10 protein-coding genes and 2 pseudogenes are annotated in these 11,667 nt (G+C 65.2%); 8 read left to right on the top strand and 4 right to left on the bottom strand.

Features of this window, described 5'->3' with window-relative positions; all coding sequences use genetic code 11:
- Nucleotides 1–109 precede the first annotated feature (109 nt).
- The 5 genes from VGH54_RS06495 to VGH54_RS06475 are packed head-to-tail and all read left to right on the top strand — an operon-like array spanning nt 110 to nt 3,298.
- Nucleotides 110–766, top strand: coding sequence for an Mce protein (locus VGH54_RS06495; RefSeq protein ID WP_331511118.1), 657 nt, complete (start codon nt 110–112; stop codon nt 764–766).
- Nucleotides 763–1,458 (top strand): hypothetical protein, encoded by a 696-nt coding sequence (locus VGH54_RS06490; RefSeq protein WP_331511117.1) that lies wholly within the window; start codon nt 763–765, stop codon nt 1,456–1,458. The genes VGH54_RS06495 and VGH54_RS06490 overlap by 4 nt, the downstream gene beginning before the upstream one ends.
- 22 nt (nt 1,459–1,480) lie before the next feature.
- The gene (locus VGH54_RS06485) at nt 1,481–2,383 is read left to right on the top strand and encodes an alpha/beta hydrolase family protein (protein ID WP_331511116.1); all 903 of its coding nucleotides are present in this window, start codon (nt 1,481–1,483) and stop codon (nt 2,381–2,383) included.
- Nucleotides 2,384–2,405: 22 nt separating this feature from the next.
- Nucleotides 2,406–2,927 carry a CAP domain-containing protein gene (locus tag VGH54_RS06480; RefSeq protein ID WP_331511115.1) on the top strand — a complete coding sequence of 174 codons (522 nt, stop codon included), beginning with the start codon at nt 2,406–2,408 and terminating at the stop codon, nt 2,925–2,927.
- Nucleotides 2,928–2,938: 11 nt separating this feature from the next.
- On the top strand, nt 2,939–3,298 hold the full coding sequence (locus VGH54_RS06475) for a DUF732 domain-containing protein (protein ID WP_331511114.1): 360 nt from the start codon (nt 2,939–2,941) through the stop codon (nt 3,296–3,298).
- Between the two features lie 15 nt (nt 3,299–3,313).
- Here VGH54_RS06475 and VGH54_RS06470 read toward each other — a convergent pair.
- Both VGH54_RS06470 and VGH54_RS06465 read right to left on the bottom strand, forming a co-directional pair.
- Nucleotides 3,314–3,448 (bottom strand): annotated as a pseudogene (locus VGH54_RS06470) (hypothetical protein); the annotation flags it as partial.
- A 159-nt stretch (nt 3,449–3,607) separates the two neighbouring features.
- Nucleotides 3,608–5,572, bottom strand: a complete 1,965-nt coding sequence (locus VGH54_RS06465) for an acyl-CoA dehydrogenase (RefSeq protein ID WP_331511112.1) — start codon at nt 5,570–5,572, stop codon at nt 3,608–3,610.
- 156 nt (nt 5,573–5,728) lie between these two features.
- Here VGH54_RS06465 and VGH54_RS06460 point away from each other — a divergent pair, with 156 nt between their 5' ends.
- Together VGH54_RS06460 and VGH54_RS06455 are read left to right on the top strand one after the other, a co-directional pair.
- Entirely contained in the window at nt 5,729–7,231 is a 1,503-nt protein-coding gene (locus VGH54_RS06460) for a CHAD domain-containing protein (RefSeq protein WP_331511111.1), read from the top strand.
- Nucleotides 7,231–7,968 (top strand): ParA family protein, encoded by a 738-nt coding sequence (locus VGH54_RS06455; RefSeq protein WP_331511109.1) that lies wholly within the window; start codon nt 7,231–7,233, stop codon nt 7,966–7,968. Before VGH54_RS06460 ends, VGH54_RS06455 begins: the two co-directional genes overlap by 1 nt.
- On the opposite strand, the gene VGH54_RS06450 is transcribed toward VGH54_RS06455, so the two are convergent.
- Complete coding sequence (locus tag VGH54_RS06450; protein WP_331511108.1) at nt 7,932–10,433, bottom strand: ATP-binding cassette domain-containing protein; 2,502 nt, start codon at nt 10,431–10,433, stop codon at nt 7,932–7,934. The genes VGH54_RS06455 and VGH54_RS06450 overlap by 37 nt on opposite strands.
- 98 nt (nt 10,434–10,531) lie before the next feature.
- Nucleotides 10,532–11,020: a MarR family winged helix-turn-helix transcriptional regulator gene (locus VGH54_RS06445; RefSeq protein ID WP_331511107.1), complete on the bottom strand. Its 489-nt coding sequence runs from the start codon at nt 11,018–11,020 to the stop codon at nt 10,532–10,534.
- A gap of 123 nt (nt 11,021–11,143) precedes the next feature.
- Between VGH54_RS06445 and VGH54_RS06440 the strand changes: the two are divergent.
- Nucleotides 11,144–11,667 (top strand): annotated as a pseudogene (locus VGH54_RS06440) (cobalt ABC transporter ATP-binding protein); the annotation flags it as partial.

The following is an 11,667-nucleotide window of genomic DNA, read 5'->3' as shown; positions in this document are numbered from 1 at the left end:
CCAAGCCGGCGCTCGCCATTCCCTACGACCCGGCGACCGGAAATTATGTGGGGCCGGACGGCCGCGGCTACAGCGAGTCCGACCTGGCCTTTACTTCGAAAGGTAAGACATGGCAGAGCATGATGGTACCGCCGAAAAAGCCGAATCAGTAGCCGGCACAGAGCAGGTCGACGTCGAAAGCACGGCTGTGGACATCGACGCCGAGGATATCGACGCCGAGGACATCGACGCCGAAGAAGATGACGCCGGCAACGACACTAAAAGGCGGGTGCCGAAATGGGTTTCGAGCATTCCCAGACCGATCGCCGTCGGTGCCGCCATCGTCGTGGCTTTGCTCGGCCTGGGCGGCTGGCTCGGATTCCGCGTCCACCAAGACAATCAGGTGCAGGCGCAGCGCAACTTGTATGTGCAAGTCGCGCGGCAGACCGCGATCAACTTGACCACGATCAACTACACCGAGGTCGATGCCGACATCAAGCGGGTCCTGGATTCGGCGACCGGCGCCTTCCACGACGAGTTCCAAAACCGCTCCCAACCATTCGTCGAAGTCGTCAAGAAAGTGCAGTCCAAATCGGAGGGCAGCATCTCCGAAGCGGGTCTGCTGTCGTATGCGAAGGACCAGGCGCAAGTGCTTGTCGCGGTAGCGGTGAAGACGTCAATGGCCGGGGCCCCGCCAGACCAGGAGCCGCGCCGATGGCGGATGCGTCTCACCGTTGACAAGACAGGGGATGGCGCCAAGGTGTCGAATGTGGAGTTCGTACCGTGAGTAGCCGAACCGCGTTAGCAGCGCAGGAGGGGGACTCCGCGATGTCCGATGACACCGACCCAGTCGCCGAGGAGTCGTCGCTCGACGACCCGGCCGAGCCCGATGACCTGGCCGATGAGGCGGAGGCGGCGGATGAGGCGGATCTGCTCGACCTCGAAGACGTAGACGGCGAGGACGACATCGCTGAAGCGACGGTCGAGCGAAGCAGCCGGTTCTCCTGGACACGTCTGCTGGTCACGGGACTGCCGGTACTGGCGTTGATTCTCGCCCTTGGTGTCGGTTACCTGAAGTGGCTCGACGGCACGGCGCGTGAATCCCGGGCGGCGGCAGAGCAGTCGATCCGAGCCGCCAGCGACAGCACCATTGCGATCCTGTCGTACAAGCCCGAAACCGTAGACCGCGACTTGAAGGCGGCCGCCGACCGTCTCGCCGAGCCGTTCCGTCAGCAATACACGCAGCTTGTCAACGACGTCGTCGCGCCCGGAGCCAAACAGCAGCACATTACGGCGGTGGCCACCGTGCCTGCGGCGGCCTCGGTATCGGCGACCGGAAAGCACGCGGTGGTACTGGTTTTCGTCGACCAGACCACCACCATCGGCAACGATGCGCCGACGCAGAGCACGTCGAGTGTGCGCGTCAATCTCGAGAAGGTCGACGGCCGGTGGCTCATCTCGCAGTTCGACCCCGTGTGAGCGATGGACAAGTGAGGCAAGGATGACAAGTGTGTCGATGACTTTCCGGCGGCTTGCCGCTATCGCGCTGGCAGTCGGATGCCTCGCAGCAGAGGTAATCTCAGCCTCCACGGGCACCGCGAAGGCGGCCGGTTTCGAGAGCCTGTTGGTGCCGTCACCGTCGATGGGCCGTGACATTCCGGTGGCCTTCCTGGCCGGTGGACCGCACGCTGCATATCTGTTGGACGGGTTCAACGCGGCAGCGGATGTGAGCAACTGGGTGACTGCGGGCGACGGAATCAACGCCCTTGCTGGCAAAGGCATTTCGGTAGTCGCACCGGCAGGTGGCGCCTACAGCATGTACACCAACTGGGAGCAGGACGGCAGCAAACAGTGGGAGACATTCCTGTCTAGCGAGTTGCCGGATTGGCTGGCCGCCAACAAGGGCTTGGCGCCGGGCGGACATGGCGTTGTCGGTGTCTCCCAAGGCGGTTACGCGGCGGCAGCGCTCGTCACGTTCCATCCTGATCGATTCCGCTATGCCGGGTCGCTGTCGGGATTCCTCACCCCCGAGCGCGCTGGCGTGGACGGGGCGATCACCGCGGCGCTCAGGCAGGGCGGAGCCGACAGCGATCACATGTGGGGCCTGCCCCAGCTGGGTCGCTGGAAGTGGCATTCGCCCAACCAGAACATCCAGCAACTGGTGGATAACGATGCGCGGCTGTGGATTTACAGCCCGGGCAGTGGTGCGCCGACCGACCAGGGTGCGATGGCCGGCTACGGCGATATCTCGCAAGGGACCAACGCGCAGTTCTACTCCCATTATCGAGATGTCGGCGGCAAGAACGCCCACTTCGACCTGGGCCGTGGCGGGGGCAATGACTGGCCGACCTGGGGGCAACAGCTCGGTGCAATGTCCGCCGACCTCGCCGCGAACATCCGCTAGTGCTGCGAAGAGATGAGATGAGATGACCGACAAGAGCATTCGCCAACATGCACAGATCATCTCGATACTCTCGGCGGTGGGCGCCGGGCTCGTTGTTCCGAGCGTGATCGCCGTTGCATCGGCCGCTCCCGGGGTTCCCGGTAACAACGATCGGCTCAACAACGGCATCGTGGTCAACGTCGACACGATCAAGAGACAGGCCGGCTGCAAAACGAACCTGAAGATCAACCCGCAGCTACAGGCCGCCGCGCAGCGCCACACGGTCGATGTGCTCAATAATCGCGAGCTCGACGCTGACATCGGGTCCGACGGGTCGTCGGTGGCCGACCGTGCCCGCGGCGCCGGCTACAACGGCACCGTCGCCGAGACCGTGGCGATCAACCAGTCGTTGACCATCAATGACCTTGATGTCATGGGCAATTGGTACTACCGCCCCGACTACATGGCGATCATGTCGAATTGCGCCAACACTCAGATCGGCGTGTGGTCAGAGAACAGTTTCGACCGCAGCGTCCTTGTCGCCGTGTACGGGCAACCGGCATGAAAAGGACATCGATGAACCGCGGCATGTGGCGCGCGGCCGGCATTGTCGCCGCGGCATTGACCGGCGGCGCAACGCCTCTGGCGCACGCCGTTCCGGCCCCCGATATCGAGTTCATCTACGACACCACCGTGCGCAAACAATACAGTTTCGCGAACACAGCAGACGCCATCAGCTATGCCCACGGCATTTGCGACAAGATCACCGGCGGCGCCAGCTACGCTCAGGTCATCGGCGATGTGAAAAACGATGTGCGGCCCAACGACGAGTACTCGGCCAATTATCTGATCTCGAACGCGGTGAACATCTACTGCCCGGCCCAGCTGTGGCAGTTGCGCAACTCGGCCGGCGGCTACGTGCCGCCACCGCAGTGACTCAGCGAATGTGAACTATCCGCCGGTGCTGGCGTTACCCAAATCGGGTGCGTACGACGGCGGCGGATAGACGCCCCTCAGCAGCCATGCGAATCCCGCGATGCCGTATTCCAGCTCGTCGCTGGCGTCGTAGTCCGGGTTGGGATTCATCTGACTAACCCTCCGTCGCTAATCCTCGTCAAGATGGTCAAGCCTATCGTGCGGCTGTGCCGGCAACCCGGTGAACCCGCAGTAGGTGGAGGTCCGCGCCCGACTTGCGCTGATTTTAACGATCGGCACTCGACGTGAGTCCTTGCCTCGGGAAGCTCGTCACCCGTGGTGCAGTGCCGAATCAGAATCAGTAGCCGGCTGGGGCAGGTTCTCCGGGTGCAGCATCTCGGCGTAGCGCAGCGGCTCGGGGATGCCGAACCCGTCGACCAGGGTTTGCGCATAGGGGCGTAGCAGCCGGCACCGGTCGTTGATGGCGCGGGTGACCGCCTTGGCGCGCTCGGTGGACAAAAAACGATGTTCGACATACCACGCCTTGTCGTCTTCGATCACGGTGAGTGCGTAGAGGTCGCAGACCAGCCCGAGCACCTCGCGGGCTTCGTCGTCTTCACACGAGTCGATTCCGGCGACGAACGCCTCCAACACCACCCGGTCGATGTGCGCTTGCGCGGCGTGCAGCACGTGATCCTGCACGGAGTTGAACGCATCGAATGCCGACATCTCCTTCGACTTGGCCTGCAGCCGGCGCGCCACGGACGCAATGATGTATTCCTCGCGGTCCTCGAACATCTGGACCTGGGTGCCGCGGTTGAACAGGCTGCCTTCTTCTTCGTTGTCTTGTCGCGCGTCGATGATGGTCTGCATAATCGTTTCGGCGGCAGTGCGTTTCAGCACACGCTCGCCGGCGAAGTTGGCCGCGAAGCGAACCCACTCCACCGGGCTCATGCCCTTGATGTCGTCGGCGTAGGCGGTCAGCAGTTCCTTGGCCACCAGCTGGGTCAACACGTGGTTGTCACCCTCGAAGGTGGTGAAGACGTCGGTGTCGGCACGCAGCGCGATCAGCCGGTTGTCCGCCATGTAGCCGGCGCCACCGCATGCTTCGCGGGCCTCTTGGATGGAAGTAGAAGCGTGCCAGGTGTTCAACGCCTTTAGACCGGCCGCCCTGGATTCCAACTCGCGTTGCTCCTCGGCGTCGGGCGAGTCGGACGTTTGCAGATCGTGGCACTTGGCCACCAGCTCGTTCTGCGCGAACTGCAGCGCGTACGACTTGGCGATCAGCGGGAACAACCGGCGCTGATGCACCAGGTAATCCATGATCAGCACTTCGCCGTCTTCGTCGGGTGCGCTGAATTGCCTGCGCTGCAAGGCATACCGGGTCGCAATGTCCAGAGCCACCCGCGCCGCGGCGCCCGCGCTGCCGCCGACCGTGATCCGTCCGCGGATCAGCGTGCCGATCATCGTGAAGAACCGCCGGTTGGGGTTCTCAATCGGTGAGTTGTAGCTGCCGTCAGCCTCCACGTCGCCGTACTTGTTCAGCAGGTTCACCCGCGGGACTCGGACGTGGTCGAACACGATGCGGCCGTTGTCGACGCCCGGCAGCCCGCCCTTGTACTGACAGTCCGATGTCGTGACGCCGGGTAGGTCATTACCCTCGGCGTCGCGGATCGGCACCAGTACGCAATGCACCCCGTGGTTGACCTGTTCGCCGTTCTCGGTGGTGATGAGTTGCGCGAATACCGCTGCGATGGTTGCCGTTTCGGCGGCGCCGCCGATGTAATCCTTTCGAGCATTCGGAGTTTCCGAGTGGATCACGAACTCCTCGGTGGCGGCGTCGTAGGTCGCCGTCGTCTCAAGCGCCTGAACGTCGCTGCCGTGTCCGGTCTCGGTCATCGCGAAACAGCCGCGCAGTTCGAGGTTGATGATCTTCTTCACGTACGCCTCGTGGTGGCGTTCGGTGCCCAGGTTCTCCACGGCGCCGCCGAACAGGCCCCACTGCACGCCCGCCTTGACCATCAGGGACAGATCCGACATCGCGAGCATCTCGATCATCGTGACCGCGGCTCCGACGTTGCCGTTGCCGCCGTGTTCTTTGCGGAAGCCGTCGTCGGCTGCGCCCGCAGCGGCCATGATGCTCAACTGCTCGGCCACCTTGGTGCGGGCGATCACCGTGTTCGGTGTGTAGTGCGGGCGGAAGATCTGGTCGGTCAGCCGCTCACGCATCTGGTTCTTCACATCGCGCCAACGTCCGTCCAGAGAGTTGCGCAAGTGTTCCGCAGTAGTGGTCATACCCGACGGTAACCGATCAGGATCCGCTGCCGACGGGAAGCTCCAGCAGGTCAGCCGACACTTGGACGGCGCGGCACCAAGTTGAACGTTCCGTTAACCAAAGGTGTCTATAGTCTCCTCCGCGGCCGCAGGTATGTGGCCAACGGAAGGTGTGACATGGAAAGGACTACCCGCGCTTTCAGCAAAGAGGGCGCGGTTGAGATGGAGGTCGTCGCTGCGGCCTTGCAGCCCAGGTTCGCCGTTGCCGCCGGACCGGAGCAGACGGTCTCACGCACCTGGCTGGATACCTTTGATTGGCGGCTGCACTCCGCGAGGATTTCCCTGGAGTACGTCGATGGTGGGCCGCTGATCCTGCAGTTGCCCGATGGATCCAGGTTGCAGGCCCCGCTGGCCGGGCTGAAATGGCCCGCCCAGGTGCACGACCTGCCGGCCGGACTGCTCCGCGACTCGCTTGCATCGGTCATTGGCCCGCGTGCGCTGGTCCCAGTTGTCACCGTGCGCTGCGCCGCCCAGGAAAGCCGCGTGCTCAATGCCGACGACAAGACCGTTGCCCGGCTAGTGACCGAAAGCGTCGACGACGGCACCAGCCAGCTGCGGATCCAGCCGCTGCGCGGCTATGACGCCGCCGGTGATCGGATCGCGAAACTGCTGGCCCGTGTCGACGGACTCACCGCGGTGACGACTACGCCGTACGACCTCGCTTTGATCCACGCGAGCCGCAGCCCCGTCAACGGAGACGGCGGCACGCCGCAGTTGCGGGCCGAAACGCCCGCGGCGGTGGCGGTTGCGGAGATGCTGGCCGGGTTTGCGGCGGCCATCGAGGAGAATGTGCCGGACACCATTGCGTCGATCGACACCGAATTCCTGCACGATCTACGGGTTGCGGTGCGTCGGACCCGTTCGATTCTCAAGCTCGCGGGCGATGTACTGCCCGCGAACCTGGCCGAGCGGTTCCAGCCGGAATTCAAATGGCTGGGCGATCTGACGACGCCGGTCCGCGATCTCGATGTGTACTTGCTCGAGTTCGACACCATGGCTGCTCGACTGACGTCGGCAGCTCCACACGACCTCGACCCGTTCCGGTCGTTTCTGGCGCGGCACCGCGCTGCCGAGCGGCGGCGGCTGGTGCGCGGGCTGCGATCACGGCGTTTCGAGCAGCTGATGACCGATTGGCGCGACGCGCTGGCCCAGGTGAGCGCGGCCGCCAAGGGCGGTCCGACGGTCGCGATGTTGGCGCGCCAGCGAATCACGCGGGCCTATCAGAACGCGGCGCGGCGCGGTAAACGAATCACCGAGGAATCGACGAGCGACGACGTGCATGCACTGCGCAAGCGGTGCAAGGAGCTGCGCTACCTGCTTGAGGTGTTCCGGCCGGTGTGCGCCAAAACGGCCCACCGCCGGCTGGTCAAAGAGCTCAAGTCATTGCAGGACACCCTCGGCGATTTTCAAGACGGCGAGGTACAGCGCGAAGCCGTCCGCGACTTCGCCGCGGCGATGATGGAGCAGGGGGCGGCACCGCCGGAGACGGTGCTGGCGATGGGGGAGATGGCCGCCCAACTCGATATCCATCAGCTGAACGCGCGGGCCGCGCTGGCCGGCCGGCTGCAACCGTTTCTCGCCGACGAAAACCGGGCCCTGGTGAAAGCACTCGTGCGCTGATGAAGATCTACGCGGCGTACAACATCAAAGGCGGCGTCGGCAAGACATCAACCGCGGTAAACCTGGCGCACCTTGCGGCGCAGAGCGGTTACAACGTCTTGCTGTGGGACCTCGACCCGCAGGGCGCGGCGACATACATGTTCCGGGTTCGGCCCAAAGTCAAGGGCGGTGGCCGGGCGCTGGTCGACGGCTCGCGAACCCTCGATGATGCGATCAAGGCGACCGATTTCGACGGACTTGATTTGCTGCCGGCCGATTTCAGCTACCGCAATATGGATGTGCAGCTCGACGACATGAAGCGGCCGACGCGACGGATCCGCCAGCTGTTGCGACCGATGGAAGCCCGGTACGACGTCGTCTTCCTCGACTGTCCGCCCAGCATTTCGTTGTTGTCGGAAAACGTCCTGCATGCCGTCGATACCCTGCTGGTGCCGATGATCCCGGCGACGTTGTCGGTTCGCACCTTCGATCAATTGACAAGCTTCATCAGCGATTTCGACGGTCGCCAGCCCCAGGTGCGCGCGTTCTTCTCAATGGTGGACCGGCGCAAGCGATTGCACTGCGATCTGGTGCAACACCTGTCCAGCGAACGAGCTGGAATTCTGACGACCGCGATTCCAGCGTTGTCGATCATCGAGCAAATGGCTGAACATCGAGGGCCGGTGACGGCTTTCGCGCCGCACAGCGCCGCGTCGCATTGCTATAGAGCATTGTGGTCGGAGATCAACGGTAGTTGATGCCGGCGCGACGGCCGTCTCAGTCGCCAGCGCAGCGCGGCGGTGGCAGCAAAGCCGAATCCGACCAGAACGCCCATGTCGAGCAGCCACTGGCGCGATGAGTGCTTCCATGAGTCGTCGGCCTCGGCAAGAGGATTGACCGTGTGAAGGTCGACGGTGGCAGCCGAGGCGGCGAAACCCCATCGAGATGGCACCAGCCCGGCGATCTGCTCCAGCGGAAACCTGCCGGATATCGGGAAGAGCGCCCCGGCGAAGACAATCGAGATCAGCACGATCAGCACGGCTATCAGCAGGATCTGCTCCGAGTACGTCGCAAGTAATGAGAGGCCAAGCGCGATCATGGCCGAGGCGATGGCGGTGACGGCCAGCGCGATGAACAACTCGACGCTGGCCCCGAGCTTGCCGTGGCCGAGCAGTGCGCCGCCGTCGGTGGGGGCTGCTGTGCCGACGGTCGCGACAATGGTGATGACGGCGGTCTGGACGATGGCGGTGAGGCTGTAGACGATGACCTTGCCGGCCAGGAGTGCCGATGCAGAGAAACCGTGCGCTTGTTCACGCCGGAAGATGCGCCGTTCGCCGAAAAGGTCGCGGATACCCAGTGCCGTGCCCATCAAGGCGGCGCCGACGGCGAGCACCGCGAGGATCTCGACGGCCTGGTCGGGGCTGTTGCCGTACTGACTCGCCGGGCCCAGACCGGCGTCCCCGGGCACCAGCAGCGAGATCGCGCCGATGAGCAACGGCAGGATGGTCAGGAAGATGAAGTAGCGCTGATCAGCCACCATCAACCAGGCCTGCCGGCGGACGGCAATAATGCTCTGGCGCAACAGGCTTGGAAGCGGCGGCTGAGCGGGGTGCTCGACGCTCTCTAATGGCTCCGGGTCCGCGGCCGGTGCATCTTGTTGGCGGGCCAGGTACGCGTCGTGTGCGCCGTACGGATCCGCGCGGACACGCTTGAGGATTACCGCCCAGTCGGTCGAGCCCAGCTGCGCGCCGATCTGTGAGGGTGCCCCGGCGAACACCGGAATGCCCGTCGGCGTCAGCACCAGCACCCGGTCGCACGCGTCGAGGTTGGTGGGCGCGGTGGTCGCAACCACGACCACACGCCCCTCGTCAGCGAGTCGCCGAAGCGTTTCCGACAGCTGTTGTTCCGCTGCGGAATCGAGGTCGGCAGCCGGCTCGTCGAAGACCAGCAGAGATGGTTCGGTCAGCAATTCCACCGCCAGCGATGCGCGCTTGCGTTGTTCAACGGTCAGCTTGCCCGCCTTGACGGTGCGTAGCGAGCTCAGCTCCATCTTCTCGAGCACGGAATCCACCGCCTCGCGCCGGCGTTCAGCGGAAGTGCTTGGCGGCAAACGCAATTCGGCGGCATAGCGCAGCGCCTGCTCGAGGGTCAGGTGCGGATGCAGCAGATCGTGATGGGGCACCAGTCCGACATGTGGCCGCACGTCATCTGCGGCGACGTCGTGACCGTCGAAATCGACTGTGCCGCCGCTTGGCTGGAGCACGCCGCCCAGTACGTCGACCAGAGCAGATGTGCTCGCTTCCGAAAGCCCGACGACTGCGGTCACCGTCCCCGGCGATGCGGTGAAGGACAGATCTGCCAGCGCCTGCTCGCCGTCGACGCTCAGCCGCACCCGACGCGCCTGCAGCGGACCGGTGATGCTCACCCGTTCCGGCGACGGCGAGTCGATCTTCTCTTCGGCCGGCTGCGCCAGCTGAGTGGTCTGTGCGGCCTCGTGCGGCCGGGGCTGGGGCCGTCGCGGCAGCAGCTTTTGCATCGCGCCGGTGAGCCGCGCGGTGACCGGCGTCCGCTCCGGCGGGGGCGGAGGGAAGGCGGCCGGCAGTCCCGGCTGAGGCTGCTGCGGCGGGGGCGGGGGCGGTGGCGGCGGTGGCGGTGGCGGCGGCGGTGGTGGAGGCGGCGGTGGTGCCTGCGCGTGAGGCGGCGGTGGCGCAGGCATCGGCGGGGGCGGCGGCGGAGGTGCTGACCACGGGGCGGGGCCCGGCATCGGCCTCGGCGGCGGCGGAGGCGGCGGAGGTAGCAGTGGTGGCGGAACCGGCGGCCGGTTGTAGGGCACCGGCCGCGGCGGGCGTGGCGGTGGAGCTGCGGGCCGCATCGGGGGCCGCGGGGCGTGCGGTGGCGGCGGAGGCGGGGCCGCGAGCTGGAACACCAGTCGCGGCCCGTATTGCGGATCACCGAGGGTGATCGCTCGACCGTCGTGGATGAAGACGGTCGACATCCTTACGCCGTCGACGAAAATCCCGGCCTCGCCGCGATCAACGGCGATCCACTGGTCGCCGTTGTAATGCAGCACCACCAGCGGCGGGGTCGCTGACGGGCCCGCGGCGTCGAGGCGGATGTCGGCGCTGCTGTCGAGCCCGACGGTCACATCGCGGCCGGTGGGGAAGCTGTACCTACGCGGGCCGAGCCAGACGATCAAGGGAGAGCCGAACGTTGCCGTCGACACAGCTACCCCCTTCGCCGCCCACGGTCTTGTGTCGAGAGTCCATTATCCCGCCCCCGACCGTAGGTCGTCGGCGCCGGCCAGAGACCGGCGGGGCAGCGCTAGCGCGATGCACCCGGTCGCGGGACGGCTGCCGCATCCTCGAGCAGGCGGCGGAGCACGGTCACCGCGTCTGCCAAGGTCTGTCGATCCGCATCATTCAGGCAGGCCAGCTGTGGCTCGATCGCGCTGGCGCGATCGGCCCGGACCCGGTTAAGGGTCTGTAAACCCTTGGCCGTGATCCGGATGCGGACGGCCCGGGCATCACCGGGGTCGACGGTCCGGGTGACCAGGCCGGCGTCTTCGAGCCGTCGGACCTGCGTGGTCATCGTCGGCTGGGAGCAGTGATCCACCGCGGCCAGGTCGCAGATTCGCGCCTCGCCGTGGGCGTCGACGGTGGACAGCAGGCGGGCTTGTGCGGCCGGCAATTGCATCTGAATGCGTTGCGTGGCATAGCGATTGAGCCGGGCGACCACGGCGAGCAGATCCGCGCCCAGTCCGGCGATAGCCCCCTCGGCCGCGCCACGCTCGGCGGTTACGGTTGGCGTCATGCATATATAGTTGCATAGCTAGGCTATCTAGACCACTTACCGGCCCATTTCGGCCGTTAACTCAAATAAACCGCGAAAGTTTGCTAACGGGGAACACCCCTGACAGCTGGCAGAATTGATGAAATGAACGCGACTCGCCCTGCGTCGGGGACCCCTGGTTCCCGATCGCTGCGTCCCGGCGAACTCGCGCAGTCTTCGGTGATGGCCGCACTGTGCGCGGCCACCGCGATCATTTCCATCGTCGTCCCGTTCGCCGGTGCGCTGTCGTTGCTGGGCACTGTACCGATGGGGTTGCTGGCTTACCGCTACCGCTTCCGAGTCCTGATCGCCGGGACGGTGGCCGCTGGGCTGATCGCGTTTTTGATCGCCGGTCTCGGTGGCTTGATGACGGTGGCCAACAGCGCCTACGTGGGCGGATTGACCGGGGTCGTCAAACGCCGGCAGCGCGGCACCGGGACGGTGATCGTCGTTTCGGTTTTAGCCGGCGCGGTTTTCAACGCGTTCGCGGTCGCGGCGTTGGCGCTTCTCTCCCGGCTGCGGCACCTGATCTTCGATGCGATCACCGCCAACATCAACGGGATTGCGGCCGTCCTGACGGGAATCGGGCGCTTCGTGACCGAGCATCCCTTCCCGCTGAGCGGACGCAT

The sequence above is a fragment of the Mycobacterium sp. genome (assembly GCF_036488105.1).
Classification (GTDB): Bacteria; Actinomycetota; Actinomycetes; order Mycobacteriales; family Mycobacteriaceae; genus Mycobacterium.
Note: the sequence above shows the minus strand (reverse complement) of the source record. Positions and strands in the feature narration are given on the sequence as shown.

Excerpts from the sequence above, each read along its gene's own strand:
- VGH54_RS06480 (WP_331511115.1), top strand. The coding sequence starts at position 2,406 with ATGACCGACAAGAGCATTCGCCAACATGCACAGATCATCTCGATACTC.
- VGH54_RS06485 (WP_331511116.1), top strand. The coding sequence starts at position 1,481 with ATGACAAGTGTGTCGATGACTTTCCGGCGGCTTGCCGCTATCGCGCTG.
- VGH54_RS06455 (WP_331511109.1), top strand. The coding sequence starts at position 7,231 with ATGAAGATCTACGCGGCGTACAACATCAAAGGCGGCGTCGGCAAGACA.
- VGH54_RS06495 (WP_331511118.1), top strand. The coding sequence starts at position 110 with ATGGCAGAGCATGATGGTACCGCCGAAAAAGCCGAATCAGTAGCCGGC.
- VGH54_RS06465 (WP_331511112.1), bottom strand. The coding sequence starts at position 5,572 with ATGACCACTACTGCGGAACACTTGCGCAACTCTCTGGACGGACGTTGG.
- VGH54_RS06445 (WP_331511107.1), bottom strand. The coding sequence starts at position 11,020 with ATGACGCCAACCGTAACCGCCGAGCGTGGCGCGGCCGAGGGGGCTATC.
- VGH54_RS06475 (WP_331511114.1), top strand. The coding sequence starts at position 2,939 with ATGAACCGCGGCATGTGGCGCGCGGCCGGCATTGTCGCCGCGGCATTG.
- VGH54_RS06460 (WP_331511111.1), top strand. The coding sequence starts at position 5,729 with ATGGAAAGGACTACCCGCGCTTTCAGCAAAGAGGGCGCGGTTGAGATG.